We start from the raw sequence: 20,190 nt of genomic DNA, 5'->3' as shown, positions 1-20,190 counted from the left end.
TGCAATGGCTAGCAGACTGGCCTTTTGCTGTCGAGATATGGCGGTAGGGGCCGTTTGCGTATACTGCGCAGATGTTTTCCCCAACGGCTTTGCGTCCGCGATATGCCAGATGGCTGATCGCAACCGGACTCTTCCTGGTGCTCAGTGGTTGTGTTGAGAAACCCAACACACTGGAGCGCGTAAAGGAGGATGGCGTGCTGCGGGTGGTTACCCGAAACAGCCCCGCCACCTACTTTGAGGATCGTAACGGTGAAACCGGCTTCGAGTACGAGCTGGTGAAGCGCTTCGCCGACGATTTGGGGGTGGAACTGAAGATAGAGACCGCCGACAACCTCGACGATCTGTTCAGCCAGATCGGCAAGCCCAACGGTCCGGTATTGGCGGCCGCGGGCCTGGTCAGCAGCGAACAGCGCAAGAAGCAGGTACGGTTTTCCCGCTCCTACCTGGAAGTCACCCCGCAGATCATCTACCGCAACGGCCAGTCACGCCCCACCGACGCCGCCGCTTTGGCCGGCAAAAAAATCATGGTGCTCAAGGGCAGCACTCACGCCGAACAACTGGCACAGCTTAAACAGCAATACCCGGGCATCGAATACGAAGAGTCCGACGCGGTTGAAGTGGTCGACCTGCTACGCATGGTGGATGAGGGCCAGATCGACCTGACCCTGGTGGACTCCAACGAAGTGGCGATGAACCAGGTGTACTTCCCCAACGTGCGCGTGGCGTTCGACCTGGGTGATGCCCGCAGCCAGAGTTGGGCGGTCGCCCCCGGTGAAGACAACAGCCTGCTCAACGAGATCAACAGCTACCTGGACAAAGTGCAGAAGAACGGCACCCTGCAGCGCCTCAAAGACCGCTATTACGGGCACGTCGATGTCCTCGGCTACATGGGCGCCACCACCTTCGCCCAGCATTTGCAGCAACGGCTGCCCAAATACGAACAGCACTTCAAGGCCTACGCCAAGAAAGAGAAAGTCGACTGGCGCCTGCTGGCCGCCATTGGCTATCAGGAATCGCTGTGGCAACCGGCGGTCACGTCCAAGACCGGCGTGCGCGGCCTGATGATGCTGACCCAGAACACCGCCCAGGCCATGGGCGTATCCAACCGCCTGGATCCGAAGCAGAGCATCATGGGCGGCGCCAAGTACCTGGCCTACATGAAGGATCAACTGGACGAAAGCATCCAGGAGCCCGACCGCACCTGGTTCGCCCTCGCCGCCTATAACGTGGGCAGCGGTCACCTGGACGACGCGCGCAAACTGGCGGCCAAGGAAGGGCTGAACCCGAACAAGTGGCTGGATGTGAAGAAGATCCTGCCGCGCCTGTCGCAGAAACAGTGGTACAGCAAGACCCGCTATGGCTACGCCCGGGGCGGCGAGCCGGTGCATTTCGTGGCGAACATCCGTCGCTACTACGACATCCTGACCTGGGTGACGCAGCCGCAGCTCGAAGGCAACCAGGTGGCCGAGGGCAATCTGCACGTGCCGGGTGTCGACAAGAGCAAGCCTAACCAGGAAAGCCCGCAGCTCTGAAGCTGTGCACCATCCCGATGCAGTGATGAATCTGTGGCGAGGGAGCTTGCTCCCGCTGGGGCGCGAAGCGGCCCTAGTAACTCCCTGGCAACCCGGTGTGTCTGGCAGATCCAAGGGGCTGCTGCGCAGCCCAGCGGGAGCAAGCTCCCTCGCCACAATGAATCAGGCAAGCCCTAAGTGAGCAGCCAGTCTTATGGCCGCGGTCAGGACTTGGCGGCAGCCAGGATCAGCGCTTTCATTTCCGATACAGCCGACTTGAACCCGACGAACAACGCATGGGCCACCAACGCGTGGCCGATGTTCAGCTCGTTGATGCCCTTGATCGCCGCGACGGCTTCGACGTTATGGTAGTGCAGGCCATGGCCGGCGTTGACGATCAGGCCCTTGGCCAGGCCGAAGGCGACACCGTCAGCGACTCGCTGCAGCTCATCGGCCACATCCGTGGGAGTCTCGGCATCAGCGTAACGGCCCGTGTGCAGCTCGATGGCCGGTGCGCCAACACGCTTGGAAGCCTCGATCTGCCGTTCGTCGGCATCAATGAACAGCGATACCTCGGCGCCGATCTTCGACAAGCGCTCCACTGCCAAGCTGATCCGCGCCTCCTGCCCCGCCACGTCGAGGCCGCCTTCGGTGGTCAGCTCCTGGCGAGTCTCCGGCACCAGGCAGATGTGCGCCGGGCGGATGAGCTCAGCGAACGCCATCATCTCTTCGGTCACGCCCATTTCGAAGTTCATGCGGGTTTGCAGCACGTCCTTGAGCAGCAGCACATCTCGCTCCTGGATGTGACGACGGTCTTCACGCAAGTGTACGGTGATGCCGTCGGCGCCCGCCTCTTCCGCGTCCAATGCGGCCTTGACCGGATCCGGGTAACGCGTACCCCGGGCCTGGCGCAGGGTGGCGACATGGTCGATGTTCACGCCGAGAAGAATGCGATTGCTGGTGCTCACAAAAAGGCTCCTGAATGGACGAATAGTCGGCCCACAGCATACGGGTTGATCAGGGCTTGCGAAACAACTCGCGACTGACCAGCGGCCGCCCGCCCAGATGCACAGCCAGGGCCTGGCGCATCAGCCGCTTGGCTGCCGACAAGGCGCCTGGCGCACTCCAATCGGCCTCGGCCATCGCCAGCAGCTCGGCCCCGTTGAACAGCCCCGGTTGCAACAGGTAGACCTGCTCCAGGCCAGCATCCACCTGTAAGCGGTAAAGACCGTCCGCTGCGACGGGTTCGCCGTGCAGATCAGTGTTCAGAGCGAAGCCGTAGCCCAGGTCATCCAGTAGCCGCCACTCAAAGGAGCGCAGCAGCGGCTCCAGCGGCCGCCCTTCAGCCAGGGCCAGTAGCGTGGCGGCGTAGTGGTCGAAGACGGCCGGGTGGGGATCTTCGGCCGGCAGCAGGCGGATCAGCAGTTCATTGAGGTACAAGCCGCTGAACAGCGCCTCACCGTTGAGCCACGCCGCGACGCCATTGCTTTCCATGCGCCCGACATTTTTCAACTCGCCTCGACCACGGAACTCGACTTCCAGGGGCACGAACGGCCGCGCCAGTGTCCCGGCCTTGCCCCGCGCCCCACGCAACACCGCCCGCAGCCGCCCTTGCGGCGTGAGGAAGTCCACCAGGGCGCTGCTTTCGCGGTAGGCGCGGCTGTGGAGGACGTAGGCGGGTTGGGCGATGGGTTGGCTTGGGGACATCAGGGGCCTGAATATCAGAAGATATCGACTATGAAAGAGAGCCTTGTGGCGAGGGAGCTTGCTCCCGCTGGGCTGCGAAGCTGCCCCTTGGATCTACCAGACACACCGAGTTGCCGGAAGGGTATTGGGGCTGCTGCGCAGCCCAGCGGGAGCAAGCTCCCTCGCCACAAGAGCCCGCCCACCATGATCCGGGGATTACAGGTCGCCGTAACCCAACGACCGCAGCGCCCGCTCGTCGTCGGACCAGCCACCCTTCACCTTGACCCACAGGTTGAGCATGATCTTGGAGTCGAACAGCAGTTCCATGTCCTTGCGCGCCTCGGTGCCGATGCGCTTGATGCGCTCGCCCTTGTCGCCAATGATGATTTTCTTCTGGCCGTCACGTTCGACGAGGATCAAGGCATGAATGTGCAGGGTCTTGCCCTGTTGCTTGAACTCTTCGATCTCGACCGTGATCTGGTAGGGCAACTCGGCCCCCATCTGACGCATGATTTTCTCGCGCACCAGCTCGGCGGCGAGGAAACGGCTGCTGCGGTCGGTGATCTGGTCTTCGGGGAAGAAATGATCGTTTTCCGGCAGATGTTCGGCAATGACCCGCTCCAACGCGTCGAGGTTATGGCCGTGCTGGGCAGAGATCGGGATGATCTGGGCGTTCGGCAACTGTTCCTGCAACCAGGACAGGTGCGGCATCAGTTCCGCCTTGTCTTCGATCCGATCGGTCTTGTTCAGCGCCACGATCAGCGGGCCGGTGACGTATTGGACGCGCTCGAGGACCATCTGGTCTTCGTCGGTCCACTTGGTGCGGTCGACCACGAAGATCACCACGTCGACGTCTTTCAACGCCGCCGAGGCAGTCTTGTTCATGTAGCGGTTCAGGGCCTTTTCGCCGCCCTTGTGCATGCCCGGGGTGTCGACGTAGATCGCCTGCACGGCGCCTTCGGTCTTGATGCCCAGCATGTTGTGGCGGGTCGTCTGGGGCTTGCGCGAGGTGATCGCCAGCTTCTGGCCCAAGATGTGGTTCAGCAGCGTGGATTTACCCACGTTCGGCCGACCGACAATGGCGACATAGCCGCAGCGGGTGACGGTTGTATCAGTCATTGCCATTCTCCACACCCAGGGCAATCAATGCTGCGGCGGCCGCTACCTGTTCGGCAATACGACGACTCACACCCTGACCCCGGCTTTTTTCATTCAATAGGACCACTTCGCATTCGACGAAGAAGGTACGGCAATGCGGCTCACCCTGGATATCCACGACTTCGTAGCGCGGCAGCTCGCAACTGCGCGATTGCAGGAATTCCTGCAAACGGGTCTTCGGATCCTTGTTGGTGTCCACCAGCGTCAGGCTGTCGATCTCGGACGTCAGCCAGGCCAGCACGCGTTCACGCGCCATTTCCATGCCTGAGTCCAGATAGATCGCGCCGATCAAGGCTTCCAGGGCATCGGCCAGGATAGATTCGCGACGGAAACCGCCACTTTTCAGCTCGCCGGAGCCCAGGCGCAGGTAGTCGCCCAGGTCAAAACCACGGGCCAGTACGGCCAGGGTCTCACCTTTTACCAAGCGCGCGCGCAAACGCGACAATTGGCCTTCGCGGGCCAGCGGGAAACGCTCGAACAGCGCCTCACCGGCCACGAAGTTGAGGATGGCATCACCGAGGAATTCCAGGCGTTCGTTGTTGCGCCCGGCAAAACTGCGGTGAGTGAGGGCCAGGAGCATCAGGTCCTGGTCCTTGAAGGTGTAGCCGAGCTGACGCTCGAGACGGCTTAGAGAAACGCTCACGGTTTACCCACGCTGAGTTCGTGGCTGGATTCCACCGCCACGGCGGCAAGGCGCCGTTGGCTTGGGACAATTAACGCTGTGTTCAAAAATACGTCCTGACTATCGTTGGCTTCATGCCTTCGGGCAACCTTGCGCAGGCTCCAGAAAAGCATTCGGCGCTGTGTTCAACAGCGCCGTGGGTGATTACTTGATCAGGCCAACCCGCGAGAAATTCGGCAGGTGACTGAGTTTGGGTTCCGGCCAGCTCATCCAGACCGCAAAGGCCTTGCCGACGATGTTCCGGTCCGGGACCATGCCCAGCAGGTCCTTGGGAATGTTCGGATCATCCCAGTACCGGCTGTCGTTGGAGTTGTCGCGGTTGTCTCCCATCATGAAGTAGTGCCCCGCCGGCACGGTCCACGAATGGTCCGGTGTCGCGCGGTAGCGGCTCATTTCCTTGCGGATCAGGTGCTCGGCCTCGCCGAGTTTTTCCCGGTAGAGCTCGGCACTGCCCAGCGTACCCGGCTCGGAGCCGAGCAACTGTTCGGCCACGGATTCGCCATTGACGAACAGGCGCTTGTCGGCGGTGTAGCGAACCGTGTCGCCCGGCAGGCCGACGACACGCTTGATGTAGTTGACGTTCGGGTCGCTCGGGAAGCGGAACACCATGACATCGCCGCGTTGCGGATCACCGACTTCGATGACTTTCTTGTCGATCACCGGCAGGCGGATCCCGTAGGAAAACTTGTTCACCAGGATGAAATCGCCCACGTCCAGGGTCGGCTTCATCGAGCCGGAGGGAATCTGGAAGGGTTCCACCAGGAACGAGCGCAGCACCAGCACGATGAACAACACCGGGAAGAACGACTTGCCGTATTCGACCAGCAGCGGTTCCTTGTTGAGCTTTTCGATCACCACACCATCAGGCTGGCTGACGCTGCCCTGATAAGAGGCGATGGCCGCCCGGCGCCGAGGCGCCAGGAACAACAGATCAAGCAACGCCAACAGGCCGCAGACAAACACGGCGATAACCAGCAACAGCGGGAAATTTAGCGACATAGGACCTAACTATCCAACCTGAGCACCGCAAGGAAGGCTTCCTGTGGAATTTCCACGTTACCGACCTGCTTCATGCGTTTTTTACCGGCCTTCTGCTTTTCCAACAGCTTGCGCTTACGGCTGACGTCGCCACCGTAGCATTTGGCCAATACGTTCTTTCTGAGCGCCTTGACGGTTGTACGCGCCACAATCTGCCCGCCAATGGCGGCCTGGATTGCCACGTCGAACATCTGCCGCGGAATCAGTTCCTTCATCTTCTCGGTCAATGCACGACCTTTGTAGTGCGCGTTGTCACGGTGCACGATCAATGCCAGGGCATCGACTTTCTCACCGTTGATCAGCACATCCAGCTTCACCAGATTAGCCGATTGGTAACGATCGAAATGATAGTCCAGCGAAGCATAGCCGCGACTGGTGGATTTGAGGCGGTCGAAGAAGTCCAGTACCACCTCGTTCATCGGCAGGTCGTAGGTCACCTGGACCTGCGTGCCGAGGAACAGCATGTCGTGTTGTACGCCACGCTTCTCGATGCACAACGTAATGACGTTGCCCAGGTGCTCCTGAGGCACAAGGATGTTGGCCCGCACGATCGGTTCGCGCATGTCTTCGATGGCCGACAGATCCGGCAGCTTGGACGGGTTGTCGACGTAGAGGGTCTCGCCGTTCTTGAGCAACAGCTCGAAAATAACCGTCGGCGCCGTGGTGATCAGGTCCAGGTCGTATTCGCGCTCCAGGCGCTCCTGGATGATTTCCATGTGCAACATGCCCAGGAATCCGCAACGGAAACCGAAGCCCAGGGCATCGGAACTTTCCGGGGTGTATTGCAGGGACGAGTCGTTCAGGGTCAGCTTCTGCAGGGCTTCGCGGAAATCCTCGAAGTCGTCGGAGCTGACCGGGAACAGGCCGGCATAGACCTGCGGCTGGATGCGTTTGAAACCTGGCAGCACATCGACGTCGGGGGTGGAACTCAAGGTCAGGGTATCGCCGACCGGCGCCCCGTGGATGTCCTTGATACCGGCGATGATGAAGCCCACTTCACCGGCCTTCAGGTCTACGGTAGCGGTGTGTTTCGGGTTGAATACACCGACGCTGTCCACCAGGTGGATCTTGCCGGTGGACTTGACCAGGATCTTGTCGCCCTTCTTCACGCGGCCATGGCGCACGCGAACCAGGGACACCACGCCCAGGTAGTTGTCGAACCAGGAGTCGATGATCAACGCTTGCAGCGGATCTTCGATGTTGCCGGTCGGCGCGGGAATGGTGTGCACCAGGCGCTCGAGCACTTCGTCCACGCCCAGGCCGGTCTTGGCGCTGCAGGTGACCGCGTCGGTGGCGTCGATGCCGATGATTTTCTCGATTTCTTCCTTCACGCGGTCCGGATCGGCCTGGGGCAGGTCGATCTTGTTCAGCACCGGCATGACTTCCAGGCCCTGCTCGATGGCCGTGTAGCAGTTGGCAACCGACTGGGCTTCGACGCCCTGGCCGGCATCGACCACCAGCAGCGCACCTTCACAGGCCGCCAGCGACCGGCTGACTTCATAGGTGAAGTCGACGTGGCCCGGGGTATCGATGAAGTTCAGCTGATAGGTGATGCCGTCGCGGGCCTTGTAGTAGAGGGTAACGCTGTGGGCCTTGATGGTGATCCCGCGTTCACGTTCGAGGTCCATGGAGTCCAGGACCTGGGCTTCCATTTCACGCTCGGCCAGGCCGCCGCACATCTGGATGAAGCGATCGGCCAGCGTCGACTTGCCATGGTCAATGTGGGCGATGATGGAGAAATTGCGGATATGACTCAAATCACTCACGGATCAACACTCAAAAAGGCTGCAGGCATAGCCCGCCGAAAAATAGCCGGGAATTGTACCTGATAGACCGCGCAAGCGTCACGTTCGCCGGTCGATGAGCTCTCGTGGCGAGGGAGCTTGCTCCCGCTGGGCTGCGAAGCGGCCCTCGATTTATCCGCCACGGCGATATGTCAGGCAGGCTGTAGGGGACTGCTGCGCAGTCCAGCGGGAGCAAGCTCCCTCGCCACAGAAGCCCGCTCGCCACAAGAATCGGGGTCAACCCGCCCGACGCAACAGCCAAAGCCCGGCCAACGCGCAGACACCGGCCGGCACCAGCACCGCAAACAGCGGTGAGAAGCCGAACACCAGGCTCGACGGCCCCAGCAGATCCTGGGCAATGCGGAAAGTGAAGCCCACCAGTACACCGGTAAACACCCGCTGGCCAAGGGTCACCGAACGCAGCGGACCAAAAATGAAGGAAATCGCCATCAACACCAGGGCGGCGGTGACCAACGGCTGCAACACCTTGACCCAAAAAGCCAGCCAATAGCGGCCGTTATTCAAGCCCTGGTCCGCCAGATAGTGGATATACCCCCACAAGCCGGTAATCGACAGGGATTCGGGCGCCATCACCACGGTGCTGAGCAGTTGCGGGCTGATCGACACGTCCCAACGCTCCCGCGGGGCGGCGACCACCTCGGTGCGCTTGTCATGGAACAAGGTGGTAGTGACACCGATCAACTGCCAGTGGTCCTCGGCGAATTTGGCGCGCTTGGCGAAGCTCGACGACAGCATGTGCCGCTGGTCGTCGAAGCGATAACGGGTCACCCCGTACAGAATGCCGTTGGGCTGGACCGAGTTGATATGGATGAACTCGTCGCCCTGGCGGTGCCACAGGCCGTGCTTGGCGCTTTGCGCATCGCCGCCGCCCTGGGCCAGGGAACGGTTGGCCTGGGCAGTATTTTCGGTGGCTGGGGCGATGTATTCGCCGATCAGCACACCCACCAGCATCAACACCAGCATGGGCTTCATCACCGCCCAGACGATCCGACCAATGGACACGCCGGCGGCGCGCATGATGGTCAGCTCGCTGTTGCTGGCCAGGCTGCCCAGGCCGATCAGGCAACCGATCAGCGCGGCCATCGGCAGCATGTCGTACAAACGCCGTGGCGCCGTCAGCAGCACGTAGCTCGCCACGTCCGTCAGCGTATAGGTGTCGCTGACATCGCTCATTTCATCGATGAAGGCAAACAGGGTCGCCAGGCCGAGGATGATCCCCAGCACCGCAAGGATCGCCATGAACACGCTGCTGCCGATGTAGCGATCGAGTTTAACCACGGGCCACCTCCAGCGCGCTGCGACGACTGGCCAGCTTCAGGCGTAGCGGCTCCCAATAGAGCAGCCCCAGGCCGATGGCCAGGAAGATCGAGTGCACCCACCACAGGCCCAAGGCGGGCGGAATCTTGCCTTTCTCCAACGCACTGCGAGCGGAAATCAGGATGGTCAGGTAAGCCATATACAGAAGAATCGCCGGCAGCAGCTTGAGGAAACGCCCCTGGCGCGGGTTGACCCGCGACAGCGGGACCGCCATGAGGGTCACGATGAACACCAGCAGCGGCAAGGACAGGCGCCATTGCAGCTCGGTACGGGCACGAATGTCCTTGTTGCCCAGCAGGCTGGCGGTCGGCATCGCGTCGCGATCAGTGACTTCGTCGCTGACCTCGGGCTTGGGCAACAGCACGCCATAGGTGTCGTACTTGATGGCCCGGTAATCGGCCTGTCCCGGCTTGCCGTCATAGCGATAGCCGTTTTCCAGGATCAGGTAGCGGTTGCCGTCGGGGTTGATTTCCTGCCGGCCCTTCTCGGCCACCAGCACGGAAATGCCACGGTCCTTCTTGGTATCCGAAGACAGGTTCTTTTGGGTAATGAAGACGCCGGCCAGGTCGATCCGGTCGTCCGAGAGCTGTTCGGTGTAGGTCACGCGCGTACCGTCGCGCAGGGCCTGGAAACGCCCTGGCACCAGGGTGTCGAACTCGGTCATGGCGTCCTGCTGGTTGATCAGCAACTGGAACTGGTTGGCGCCTTGGGGGGCCAGGCTCAGGCTCAGCCAGGCCACCACCAACGCCACCAACGTGGCCGGGAACAGCGTCATGCGAAACAGGCGCTGTTGGCTCATACCGGTGGCCGACAGCACGGTCATTTCGCTGTCCAGGTACAAGCGCCCGTAGGCCAGCAGGATGCCGAGGAACAACCCCAGCGGCAGGATCAATTGCAAGAAGCCCGGCAGGCGGAACCCCATGATCAGGAACAGCGAGCCCGGGTCCAGGGCGCCGGAAGCCGCCTGGGCGAGGTATTTGATGAAGCGCCCGCTCATGATGATGACCAGCAGCACGGCGCTGACGGCGCTCAGGGTCAGCAGGACTTCACGGGATAGATAACGAAAGACGATCACACCAGACACTCCAGGGTTGTCAGGCTGGGTTTTGTATGAAAAGTGCCTGCGCGACGATCATGCTGCGTTGAAAACAGGCTCGGAATGCTCATTGACAGCCAGTCAACTCCGCTTCCTCGCCTGTTTTCGCCTTGCCTGATCGCCGTTCGGCGACTTTGCATAAAAACCCTTAAGGCGGCCAAACAAGCAAACGTATCGAGTCGGCCCGCCAACGCGAGCCGCCGAAAAAAGAGCCGCATTATCCTGTGATTGGAGGCGCCTGTCACTTCGCACGCTTTAAGCCGGTGCTTAAAGCCAAAAGTTAGCGCCGTCGAGGGTTGTCAGGCTCGGGCGCCGAGGTTCAAACTGCGGCCTTTGTCGCCGGCGCGACCGTGACCGTTTCACTCAGGACTTGTGGCGAGGGAGCTTGCTCCCGCTGGGCTGCGTAGCAGACCCCGCTTCTTTGCGGTTGCTGCGCAACCGAGCGGGAGCAAGCTCCCTCACCACAAGTCAGCGCCTGGCATCTTGACCATTGACTCAGGGATCCGGACATGGAACTGGTTGTAAAAAGCGTCAGCCCAGAAACGTTGAAAACCGCCACGCTGGTGGTTGCCGTCGGTGAAAACCGCAAGCTCGGCGTGGTCGCCACCCAGCTCGATACCCTGAGCGGCGGGGCCATCAGCGCCGTACTCAAGCGCGGCGACCTGGCCGGCAAGGTCGGCCAGAGCCTGTTACTGCACAACCTGCCCAACCTCAAGGCCGAGCGCGTGCTGCTGGTGGGCGTGGGCAAGGACGCTGAACTGGGCGATCGTCCGTTCCGTAAACTCATCGCCGGCGTGCTGGGCACCCTCAACGGCCTTGGCGGCGCTGATGCCGCCCTGGCGTTGGACGAGTTGGTGATCAAGGGCCGCGATAGCTACGGCAAGAACCGCTTGCTGGCCGAAACCCTGGTAGACGGCGAATACCGGTTCGACCAGTTCAAGAGCCAGAAAGCCGAACCCCGCACCCTGAAAAAAATCACCGTGCTGACCATCAAAGCCGCCCAGGCTGAAGTCCAGCGCGCCGTGACCCACGCCACCGCGATTGCCAACGGCATGGCGTTTACCCGCGACCTGGGCAACCTGCCACCGAATATCTGCCACCCGACGTTCCTCGGCGAACAAGCCAAGGCACTGGGCAAGGAATTCAAGGGCCTGAAGGTCGAAGTCTTCGACGAGAAGAAGATCAAGGACCTGGGCATGGGCTCGTTCTACGCCGTTGGCCAGGGCAGCGCCCAGCCACCGCGCCTGATCGTCATGCAATACAACGGCGGCAAGAAATCCGAGAAGCCGTACGCGTTGGTCGGCAAGGGCATCACCTTCGACACTGGCGGCATCAGCCTCAAGCCGGGCGCCGGCATGGATGAGATGAAGTACGACATGGGCGGCGCCGCGAGCGTGTTCGGCACCCTGCGCGCCGTGCTCGAACTGCAACTGCCGATCAACCTGGTGTGCATCCTGGCCTGCGCCGAGAACATGCCCAGCGGCACGGCCTCGCGTCCGGGCGACATCGTCACCACCATGAGCGGCCAGACCGTTGAAATCCTCAACACCGACGCCGAAGGCCGCCTGGTGTTGTGCGACGCCCTCACCTACTCCGAGCGCTTCAAGCCGCAAGCGGTGATCGACATCGCCACCCTGACCGGCGCCTGCATCGTCGCCCTGGGCTCCCACACCTCGGGCCTGCTGGGCAACAACGACGAGCTGATCGGCCAACTGCTCAGCGCCGGCCAACAAGCCGACGACCGCGCCTGGCAGTTGCCGCTGTTCGACGAATACCAGGAACAACTGGACAGCCCGTTCGCCGACATCGCCAACATCGGCGGCCCGAAAGCCGGGACCATCACCGCAGCCTGCTTCCTGTCGCGCTTCACCAAGAACCTGAACTGGGCGCACCTGGACATCGCCGGCACGGCGTGGACCAGCGGCGGCAAGGACAAGGGCGCCACCGGTCGTCCGGTGCCCCTGCTGACCCAGTACCTGCTGGACCGCGCCAAGGCCTGACACCAATGACCGTCGTTGCCCTCACCCTCGGGTGGGGTCATCGGCGGCTCAGGAACCGCAATGACCAAAGTCGATTTCTATATCCTGCCCAGCGCCGACCCGTCGGCGCGGCTGGATTTCGCCTGCAAGCTCGTTGAAAAAGCCTGGCGCATGGGGCACCGCATCTACCTGCATTGCAGCGATGCCGCCCAGCGCGAGGACCTGGACGCACGCCTGTGGGCTTTCAAGGGCGAGAGCTTCGTGCCCCACGGCCCGGCCGAAAGCGAACCCGAGGGGGTGATCGTGCTGGGACTGGGGAACGACTGCGGCCAGCACCAGGACCTGCTGGTCAATCTCGACCTGAAAGTACCGGCCTTTGCCCAGCGCTTCGCCCGTGTGGCGGAAGTGGTGGTCGAAGACCCGGCCATCCGACAAGCCGCGCGGGAGAGTTTCCGTTTCTACCGCGAACAGGGCTATCCTCTGCAAGACCACCGTTTACAGCGACTCTGAGCCCTACGATGGACACTCCAAAACCGCCACAAAAACCCGCGCACCTGCTGGATGACCTCGAGTCGATCCGCCAACTGCTCGGCGACGACAATCTGCAACCACCACTGCTGACCGACACGGTCGTGCACGAGCCAGTGCATGACGAACAGATCCCCCTGCTGTTCGACCCGATCAACGGCCAGCCGGAACCCAAGCCTGCTGCCAAGACCGAAGCCAAAGGGCCCGACGCCCTGTTGCACCTGGACCGCGAACTGCGTGCTGCTGCGCAGTTGATCATGCAAGACGTCATCGACGACTTCGCCCCGCACATCGAGACCGAGATCAAGCGTCGGCTGGATGCACGGATGGAGCGCTTGCTCAGTCAGTACGAATAAAAGCACTCCCCCGCTTTTTGTGGCGAGGGAGCTTGCTCCCGCTCGGCTGCAAAGCAGCCGTAACACTGGCGAGCAGCCCCATCTCACTCACCTTGACACTTTTGGGGGCCGCTTCGCGCCCCAGCGGGAGCAAGCTCCCTCGCCACAGGATTTGTTGCGCCTGTTAATACGCGCTCACTGCGTACTGGCTCGCCCTGCGTCCTTCGCCCCGCTATACTTCCCGGCTTTTCCTGAATAAATGCCAATAGGGTCCCGCCGCGCATGGATAAGACCTACCAGCCGCACGCCATTGAAACCTCCTGGTACAACACCTGGGAGTCCGAGAATTATTTCGCTCCGCAAGGCGCGGGCGATTCCTACACCATCATGATCCCGCCGCCGAACGTCACTGGCAGCCTGCACATGGGCCACGGTTTCAACAACGCGATCATGGACGCCCTGATCCGTTTCCGCCGCATGCAAGGTCGCAACACCTTGTGGCAGCCGGGTACCGACCACGCCGGTATCGCCACGCAGATGCTGGTGGAGCGTCGTCTCGAAGCCCAGGGCCAGAATCGCCATGACCTGGGTCGCGAAAAATTCCTGGAGAAAGTCTGGGAATGGAAAGACGAGTCCGGTGGCAACATCAGCCGCCAGATCCGTCGCCTCGGCTCGTCGGTGGACTGGAGCCGCGAGCGCTTCACCATGGACGATGGCCTCTCCGAAGCGGTGAAAGAAGCCTTTGTACGCCTGCACGAAGACGGGCTGATCTATCGCGGCAAGCGCCTGGTCAACTGGGACACCAAGTTGCACACGGCCATTTCCGACCTCGAAGTGGAAAACCACGACGAGAAAGGTTTCCTGTGGAACCTGAAGTACCCACTGGCCGACGGCGCCAAGACCGCCGAAGGCAAGGATTACCTGATCGTCGCCACCACGCGTCCGGAAACCATGTTGGGCGACTCTGCCGTGGCGGTGAACCCGAACGATGAACGCTACCAGGCGCTGATCGGCAAGTTCGTCGAGCTGCCCCTGGTTGGCCGTCGTATCCCGATCATCGGCGACGACTACTGCGACCCGGAATTCGGCACCGGCTGTGTGAAAATCACCCCGGCCCACGACTTCAACGACTACGAAGTCGGCAAGCGCCACAACCTGCCGCTGCTGAACATCTTCGACAAGAACGCCAACGTCCTACCGGCAGCCCAGGTGTTCAACCTGGACGGCACGCTGAACGAGAGCATCGACGGCCAGATCCCGGCTGAATACGCCGGCCTTGACCGTTTCGAGGCACGCAAGCAGATCGTCGCGGCGTTCGACGCCGCCGGCCTGCTGGTCAGCGTCGACGATCATGCCCTGAAAGTTCCGAAAGGCGACCGCTCCGGCACCATCATCGAGCCGTGGTTGACCGACCAGTGGTACGTGTCCACCAAGCCGCTGGCTGAACCTGCGATTGCCGCCGTGGAAGATGGCCGCATCCAGTTCGTGCCCAAGCAATACGAAAACATGTACTTCTCGTGGATGCGCGACATCCAGGATTGGTGCATCAGCCGCCAGCTTTGGTGGGGCCATCGCATCCCGGCCTGGTACGACGAGTCGGGCAAGGTCTATGTCGGCCGCGATGAAGCCGAAGTCCGCGCCAAGCACAACCTCGGTCCGGACGTCGCCCTGGCGCAGGACAACGACGTCCTCGACACCTGGTTCAGTTCGGGCCTGTGGACCTTCTCGACCCTGGGCTGGCCGCAACAGACCGAGTTCCTGAAGAAATTCCACTCCACCGACGTGCTGGTCACCGGTTTCGACATCATTTTCTTCTGGGTCGCCCGGATGATCATGCTGACCATGCACCTGGTGAAGAACGAAGACGGCACACCGCAAGTGCCGTTCAAGACGGTCTATGTCCACGGCCTGGTGCGCGATGGCCAGGGCCAGAAGATGTCCAAGTCCAAGGGCAACGTCCTCGACCCGTTGGACATCATCGACGGCATCGACCTGGAAACCCTGGTGCAGAAACGCACCTCCGGCCTGATGCAGCCAAAACTGGCGAAGAAGATCGAGAAGGCCACCCGCGAAGAGTTCGCCGAGGGCATCGCCAGCTACGGCACCGACGCCCTGCGCTTCACCTTCTGCTCGCTGGCGTCCACCGGTCGCGACATCAAGTTCGACATGGGTCGCGTCGAAGGCTACCGCAACTTCTGCAACAAGATCTGGAACGCCGCGCGCTACGTGCTGGATAAAGGTGAAGACTGCGGCCAGAACGGCGAAGCCTTCGAGCTGACCCTGGCTGATCGCTGGATCATCTCCCAGCTGCAACGCACCGAGGCCGAAGTGACCCGCCAGTTGGATCAGTTCCGTTTCGACCTGGCCGCACAAGCCTTGTACGAGTTCATCTGGAACCAGTACTGCGACTGGTACCTGGAGCTGTCCAAGCCAGTGCTGTGGGACGAAAACGCCCCGGTCGAGCGCCAGCGCGGCACCCGTCGCACCCTGGTGCGCGTATTGGAAGTGGCCCTGCGCCTGGCGCATCCGTTCATGCCGTTCATCACCGAGGAAATCTGGCAGCGCATCGCACCGCTGGCCGGCGCCCAAGGCAAGACGATCATGCTGCAACCTTGGCCTGTGGCCAACGAAAGCCGCATCGATCCGGCGGCCGAAGACGACATCGAATGGCTCAAGACCTTCATGCTCGGCCTGCGTAACATCCGCGCCGAAATGAACATCGGCCCGGGCAAGCCGCTAACCCTGTTCCTGAAGAATGCCAGCGCCGAAGACCTGCGCCGCCTCAACGAGAACGAGGCGCTGCTCAAGAAACTGGCGAAGCTGGAATCGGTGACCGTCCTGGCTGCCGGCGAAGAAGCGCCACTGTCGGCCACCGCCCTGGTCGGCGAGATGGAAGTGCTGGTGCCAATGGCGGGCCTGATCGACAAGGCCGCGGAACTGGCGCGCCTGGACAAGGAAATCCTGCGCCTCAAAGGCGAAGTGCAGCGGGTCGGCGGCAAGCTGTCCAACGCCGGCTTCGTCGACAAGGCGCCGGCCGAAGTCATTGAGAAAGAACGGGCCAAACTGGCCGAGGCGGAACAGGCCTTGGGCAAACTGGCCGAGCAGCACGCGCGGATCTCCAGCCTGTAACGGTGGTTCGTCGCTGAAGGAGGAGGCCCTGGTGGCCTCCTTCTTTTTGCCTGGCACTTTCTCACTCATGCTGAGCCCCTGTGGGAGCGAGCTTGCTCGCGATAGCGGTGGGTCAGCTTGCATCAATGCTGGATGTGTCGCCGCCATCGCGAGCAAGCCCGCCCCCACATTTAATCGGCACAAGCCTCAAGACCAGGCCGGATGTGGGACAATGCCCGCCACTTTTTGAGCCATCCCCGAATCGACCCGCCCATGACCGCCCCCCGCACACCCAAACCAGCCCGCCAGAAGCCCAAGTCCACCCCAGAGGCTAAAACCGTGGCGCCGCGTGAGAAGGCCAGCCTGCATCCGCGCAACCGCCACCAGGGCCGCTATGACTTCCCAGCGTTGATCAAGAGCACGCCGGAACTGGCGAAGTTCGTGATCATCAACCCCTACGGTAAAGAAAGCATCGACTTTGCCAGCCCCGAAGCCGTACGGGTGTTCAACCGGGCGCTGCTCAAAGCTTTCTATGGCATCGCCCACTGGGATATCCCGGCCGATTACCTGTGCCCGCCGGTGCCAGGTCGGGCGGACTATGTGCACTTCCTCGCCGATTTGCTCGCCAGCCACAACGCCGGTGAAATCCCCCGCGGGGCAGCAGTCAAGGTGCTGGACATTGGCACCGGCGCCAACTGCGTCTATCCGTTGATCGGCTACAGCGACTACCGCTGGCACTTCCTCGGTTCGGAGATCGACCCGACGGCCATCGCCTCGGCCAAGGCCATCGTCCAGTCCAATGGCTTGAACAAAGCCATCCAGTTGCGCCAGCAAGCCAACCGCAAGCAGATTCTCCTGGGCCTGCTGGAAGACACCGAACGGTTCGACCTGACGATGTGCAACCCGCCGTTCCATGCGTCCCTGGAGGAAGCCAGCAAGGGCAGCCAGCGCAAGTGGCGGGCACTGGGCAAGGCCGATCCGAAGCGCAAGCTGCCGGTGCTGAATTTCGGTGGGCAGGCTGCGGAGTTGTGGTGCGAAGGCGGGGAAGCCCGGTTCGTGACGCAACTGATCGGCGAAAGCGCGCAGTTGGCCGGGCAAGTGCTGTGGTTCAGCACCCTGGTCTCAAAAGCATCGAACCTGCCGGCGATTCAAACCGCTCTGAAAAAGGCCGGGGCGCTGCACAGCCAGGTGGTGGAGATGTCCCAGGGCCAGAAGCAGAGTCGCTTCGTGGCCTGGACCTTCCAGACCGAGGCCCAGCAACAGGCCTGGCGCCAGGCGCGCTGGGTCCGTAAGGACTGAATCGGGGTCGCCACGCCTGTGGCGAGGGAGCTTGCTCCCGCTGGGCTGCGCAGCAGCCCTGGAACCCGGCGACGCGGTGGATCAGGTTGATTGAGTGAGCTTGAGAGGGGCTGCTGCGCAGCCCAGCGGGAGCAAGCTCCCTCGCCACAAAAGCTTAAAAGCTCAAGAGCTCAAAAGCTCAAAAGCTCAAAAGCCAAAAGCTCAAAAGCCAAAAGCTCAAAAGCCAAAAGCTCAAAAGCCAAAAGCTCAAAAGCTCAAAAGCTCAAAAGCTCAAAAGCTCAAAAGCTCAAAAGCTCAAAAGCTCAAAAGCTCAAAAGCTCAAAAGCATCCCGGTCGACCAACCGATTTGCTCTTGAAACTGACACTGATTCGAGGCATTCCCCTAACCCGCGCCATGCCCAATTCCCGTGGCGAGGGAGCTTGCTCCCGCTGGGGCGCGCAGCGGCCCTGGAGCCCGGCGACGCGGTGGATCAGGTCGATTGAGTGAGCTTGAGAGGGGGCTGCTGCGCAGCCCAGCGGGAGCAAGCTCCCTCGCCACAGGTCACTTTTTTCGAGGCAACAAAAAACCGTGCCCGGATCGCTCCGAGGCACGGTTTTTTTACTGCGGTCTTACTTGTTGACCGCGTCGGTCAGGCCTTTGGCCACAACCAGCTTGATCACTTTCTTGGCAGCGATTTCGATGGCAGCGCCAGTCGAAGGGTTGCGGCCGGTACGGGCAGGACGCTCGGTGACTTTCAGCTTGCCAACACCTGGCAGAGTGATTTCGCCGCCATTTTCCAGCTGATCGGCAACGACTTGGCCCAGTTGGTCCAGCAGCGAACGCACGGTAGCTTTTGGTGCGTCTACAGATTCAGCCAAATCAGCGATCAGTTGGTCTTTAGTAAGAGCCATGTAGTGTTCCTTCCCTATCAAATTCATATGGATTGCAGAGTGCAGTGTCAGCCATCGAGCCCGATCTCTCTTGATCAGGCACCCTCGGCAATCACCACGACGGATCGGGGTAATAGATGCCGAAAACCGGGATTGGTTCGACCTGACAGATGCTGAATGCACGCTTAACGCAGTGACTTCGCGTAAGACCGGGCAAAACTAGCACAACGCCTCTGAAATATCCGCCTCTAGCTACCCATTTGGTCAGCTTTCTTGCGCTAAAACGTTAAAAAAATGCATATAGGATGTCGGACGGGTCTGAAAGGGCCTTTGCCGGGTTCCAAAACCAGTGATTGCGGTACACTGGGCCCCTTTTCGGGGAGCGCGCCCTCCTCTCTTTCAACAGCCGAGAAATCCATGCCGATCCGTCATTGCATCGTCCACCTGATCGACAAAAAACCCGACGGCACCCCTGCTGTGCTCCATGCCCGCGACTCCGAACTGGCAGAGTCCACGGCCATCGAGAACATGCTCGCCGACCTCAACGAGAGCTATAACGCCAAGCAAGGCAAGGCCTGGGGTTTTTTCCATGCCGAGTCCGGGGCGCATCCGTTCAGCGGCTGGCTGAAGGAGTACCTGGACGGCGGCAAGGACTTCACCGCCTTCAGTCGCGTGGCGGTGGAACACCTGCAGAAACTGATGGAAGAGTCCAACCTGTCGGTGGGCGGCCACGTGCTGTTCGCGCATTACCAACAAGGCATGACCGACTACCTGGCCATCGCCCTGCTGCACCACAGCGAAGGTGTGGCAGTGACCGATGAGCTGGACGTGACCCCGTCCCGCCACCTGGACCTGGGCCAGTTGCACCTGGCGGCACGGATCAATGTGTCGGAATGGCAGAACAACAAGCAATCGAAGCAATACATCTCGTTCATCAAGGGCAAGAACGGCAAGAAGGTCTCGGAATATTTCCGTGATTTCATCGGCTGCCAGGAAGGTGTCGACGGCCCCGGTGAGACCCGCACCCTGCTCAAGGCCTTCAGTGACTTCGTCGAAAGTGAAGACCTGCCGGAAGACGATGCCCGGGAAAAGACCAAGACCCTGGTCGACTACGCCAGCAGCCAGGCCAAGCTCGGCGAGCCGATGGGCCTGGAAGAACTGTCCGAGCTGATCGACGAAGATCGACCGAAAGCCTTCTACGACCACATCCGCAACAAGGACTACGGGTTGTCGCCGGAAATCCCGGCGGATAAACGCACCCTCAACCAGTTCCGCCGCTTCACTGGTCGCGCCGAGGGCTTGTCCATCAGCTTCGAAGCGCACTTGCTGGGCTCCAAGATCGAGTACGACGAAGAGGCTGGCACGCTGATCATCAAGGGCCTGCCCACGTCGCTGACCGACCAGCTCAAGCGGCGTAATTGATGCTCGGTAGGGTGCTGAAGAAATTCCTGCTGATTCTGCTGGTGGTGGTGGCCTACCAGAACTGGGGCAAGATCGAGCGGGTATTCAACCCGTCACAGATGGTTTCCGAGCAGATTCGCAGCAACGCCCGCGTCGTGCTGTATGCCACCGACTGGTGCGGCTACTGCAAGGCCACCCGGCGGTTCCTGGATGAGAAAGGCGTGCCGTTTCGCGAGTTCGATATCGAGAAAGATGCCGAAGCGCGCAAGGCCTACGAGGCGTTGGGAGGCCGGGGGATTCCGATCCTCGATGTGAATGGCACGTTGATGCGTGGGTATGAGCCGGAGCATATTCTCAAGGCGTTATCTGCCATCTAG

At 61.3% G+C, this 20,190-nt stretch carries 18 protein-coding genes; 9 read left to right on the top strand and 9 right to left on the bottom strand.

Annotated elements, in window-relative coordinates; translation table 11 throughout:
* Positions 1–71 precede the first annotated feature (71 nt).
* The gene (mltF, locus tag BLT00_RS09875; RefSeq protein ID WP_092146880.1) at positions 72–1,532 is read left to right on the top strand and encodes a membrane-bound lytic murein transglycosylase MltF; all 1,461 of its coding nucleotides are present in this window, start codon (positions 72–74) and stop codon (positions 1,530–1,532) included.
* Positions 1,533–1,735: 203 nt separating this feature from the next.
* Here mltF and pdxJ read toward each other — a convergent pair whose 3' ends face one another.
* The 8 genes from pdxJ to lptF all read right to left on the bottom strand — a co-directional run bounded on the left by pdxJ (position 1,736) and on the right by lptF (position 10,272).
* Positions 1,736–2,479: a pyridoxine 5'-phosphate synthase gene (gene pdxJ / locus BLT00_RS09870; protein WP_063324536.1), complete on the bottom strand. Its 744-nt coding sequence runs from the start codon at positions 2,477–2,479 to the stop codon at positions 1,736–1,738.
* A gap of 49 nt (positions 2,480–2,528) precedes the next feature.
* Positions 2,529–3,218, bottom strand: coding sequence for a DNA repair protein RecO (gene recO / locus BLT00_RS09865; protein ID WP_063324535.1), 690 nt, complete (start codon positions 3,216–3,218; stop codon positions 2,529–2,531).
* A gap of 195 nt (positions 3,219–3,413) precedes the next feature.
* Entirely contained in the window at positions 3,414–4,316 is a 903-nt protein-coding gene (gene era, locus BLT00_RS09860) for a GTPase Era (protein WP_063324534.1), read from the bottom strand.
* On the bottom strand, positions 4,309–4,998 hold the full coding sequence (rnc, locus tag BLT00_RS09855) for a ribonuclease III (protein ID WP_057448995.1): 690 nt from the start codon (positions 4,996–4,998) through the stop codon (positions 4,309–4,311). The genes era and rnc overlap by 8 nt, the downstream gene beginning before the upstream one ends.
* A gap of 183 nt (positions 4,999–5,181) precedes the next feature.
* Positions 5,182–6,036 carry a signal peptidase I gene (gene lepB / locus BLT00_RS09850; RefSeq protein ID WP_063324533.1) on the bottom strand — a complete coding sequence of 285 codons (855 nt, stop codon included), beginning with the start codon at positions 6,034–6,036 and terminating at the stop codon, positions 5,182–5,184.
* Between the two features lie 5 nt (positions 6,037–6,041).
* Positions 6,042–7,841, bottom strand: a complete 1,800-nt coding sequence (gene lepA, locus BLT00_RS09845; protein ID WP_063324532.1) for a translation elongation factor 4 — start codon at positions 7,839–7,841, stop codon at positions 6,042–6,044.
* Positions 7,842–8,096: 255 nt separating this feature from the next.
* Positions 8,097–9,158: an LPS export ABC transporter permease LptG gene (lptG, locus tag BLT00_RS09840; RefSeq protein WP_092146878.1), complete on the bottom strand. Its 1,062-nt coding sequence runs from the start codon at positions 9,156–9,158 to the stop codon at positions 8,097–8,099.
* Entirely contained in the window at positions 9,151–10,272 is a 1,122-nt protein-coding gene (gene lptF, locus BLT00_RS09835; RefSeq protein ID WP_063324530.1) for an LPS export ABC transporter permease LptF, read from the bottom strand. Before lptF ends, lptG begins: the two co-directional genes overlap by 8 nt.
* A gap of 530 nt (positions 10,273–10,802) precedes the next feature.
* On the opposite strand from lptF, the gene BLT00_RS09830 reads away from it, so the two are divergent.
* From BLT00_RS09830 to BLT00_RS30960, 6 genes are all read left to right on the top strand, one after another.
* Positions 10,803–12,293 (top strand): leucyl aminopeptidase, encoded by a 1,491-nt coding sequence (locus tag BLT00_RS09830; RefSeq protein WP_092146875.1) that lies wholly within the window; start codon positions 10,803–10,805, stop codon positions 12,291–12,293.
* Positions 12,294–12,353: 60 nt separating this feature from the next.
* Entirely contained in the window at positions 12,354–12,782 is a 429-nt protein-coding gene (locus BLT00_RS09825; protein ID WP_092146873.1) for a DNA polymerase III subunit chi, read from the top strand.
* Between the two features lie 8 nt (positions 12,783–12,790).
* Complete coding sequence (locus tag BLT00_RS09820) at positions 12,791–13,156, top strand: hypothetical protein (RefSeq protein WP_027911412.1); 366 nt, start codon at positions 12,791–12,793, stop codon at positions 13,154–13,156.
* 261 nt (positions 13,157–13,417) lie between these two features.
* Complete coding sequence (locus tag BLT00_RS09815) at positions 13,418–16,264, top strand: valine--tRNA ligase (protein WP_063324527.1); 2,847 nt, start codon at positions 13,418–13,420, stop codon at positions 16,262–16,264.
* Positions 16,265–16,516: 252 nt separating this feature from the next.
* The gene (gene rlmF, locus BLT00_RS09810; protein ID WP_092146966.1) at positions 16,517–17,542 is read left to right on the top strand and encodes a 23S rRNA (adenine(1618)-N(6))-methyltransferase RlmF; all 1,026 of its coding nucleotides are present in this window, start codon (positions 16,517–16,519) and stop codon (positions 17,540–17,542) included.
* A gap of 90 nt (positions 17,543–17,632) precedes the next feature.
* Positions 17,633–18,025, top strand: a complete 393-nt coding sequence (locus tag BLT00_RS30960; protein ID WP_106215825.1) for a hypothetical protein — start codon at positions 17,633–17,635, stop codon at positions 18,023–18,025.
* 126 nt (positions 18,026–18,151) lie between these two features.
* Here the strand turns inward: BLT00_RS30960 and BLT00_RS09805 are convergent, their stop codons facing one another.
* The gene (locus BLT00_RS09805) at positions 18,152–18,433 is read right to left on the bottom strand and encodes an HU family DNA-binding protein (RefSeq protein ID WP_003205289.1); all 282 of its coding nucleotides are present in this window, start codon (positions 18,431–18,433) and stop codon (positions 18,152–18,154) included.
* A 396-nt stretch (positions 18,434–18,829) separates the two neighbouring features.
* Here BLT00_RS09805 and yejK point away from each other — a divergent pair, with 396 nt between their 5' ends.
* The gene (gene yejK / locus BLT00_RS09800; protein WP_014340016.1) at positions 18,830–19,834 is read left to right on the top strand and encodes a nucleoid-associated protein YejK; all 1,005 of its coding nucleotides are present in this window, start codon (positions 18,830–18,832) and stop codon (positions 19,832–19,834) included.
* Positions 19,834–20,190 carry a glutaredoxin family protein gene (locus tag BLT00_RS09795; RefSeq protein ID WP_063324525.1) on the top strand — a complete coding sequence of 119 codons (357 nt, stop codon included), beginning with the start codon at positions 19,834–19,836 and terminating at the stop codon, positions 20,188–20,190. Before yejK ends, BLT00_RS09795 begins: the two co-directional genes overlap by 1 nt.

The organism is Pseudomonas sp. NFACC51, from assembly GCF_900103575.1.
Lineage (GTDB): Bacteria > Pseudomonadota > Gammaproteobacteria > Pseudomonadales > Pseudomonadaceae > Aquipseudomonas > Aquipseudomonas fluorescens_Q.
The sequence above is the reverse complement of the archived record's forward strand: the minus strand, read 5'-3'. Positions and strand labels throughout refer to the sequence as shown.

Excerpts from the sequence above, each read along its gene's own strand:
- mltF (WP_092146880.1), top strand. The coding sequence starts at position 72 with ATGTTTTCCCCAACGGCTTTGCGTCCGCGATATGCCAGATGGCTGATC.
- recO (WP_063324535.1), bottom strand. The coding sequence starts at position 3,218 with ATGTCCCCAAGCCAACCCATCGCCCAACCCGCCTACGTCCTCCACAGC.
- era (WP_063324534.1), bottom strand. The coding sequence starts at position 4,316 with ATGACTGATACAACCGTCACCCGCTGCGGCTATGTCGCCATTGTCGGT.
- lepB (WP_063324533.1), bottom strand. The coding sequence starts at position 6,036 with ATGTCGCTAAATTTCCCGCTGTTGCTGGTTATCGCCGTGTTTGTCTGC.
- BLT00_RS09830 (WP_092146875.1), top strand. The coding sequence starts at position 10,803 with ATGGAACTGGTTGTAAAAAGCGTCAGCCCAGAAACGTTGAAAACCGCC.
- BLT00_RS09825 (WP_092146873.1), top strand. The coding sequence starts at position 12,354 with ATGACCAAAGTCGATTTCTATATCCTGCCCAGCGCCGACCCGTCGGCG.
- BLT00_RS09820 (WP_027911412.1), top strand. The coding sequence starts at position 12,791 with ATGGACACTCCAAAACCGCCACAAAAACCCGCGCACCTGCTGGATGAC.
- BLT00_RS09815 (WP_063324527.1), top strand. The coding sequence starts at position 13,418 with ATGGATAAGACCTACCAGCCGCACGCCATTGAAACCTCCTGGTACAAC.
- rlmF (WP_092146966.1), top strand. The coding sequence starts at position 16,517 with ATGACCGCCCCCCGCACACCCAAACCAGCCCGCCAGAAGCCCAAGTCC.
- BLT00_RS09805 (WP_003205289.1), bottom strand. The coding sequence starts at position 18,433 with ATGGCTCTTACTAAAGACCAACTGATCGCTGATTTGGCTGAATCTGTA.
- yejK (WP_014340016.1), top strand. The coding sequence starts at position 18,830 with ATGCCGATCCGTCATTGCATCGTCCACCTGATCGACAAAAAACCCGAC.
- BLT00_RS09795 (WP_063324525.1), top strand. The coding sequence starts at position 19,834 with ATGCTCGGTAGGGTGCTGAAGAAATTCCTGCTGATTCTGCTGGTGGTG.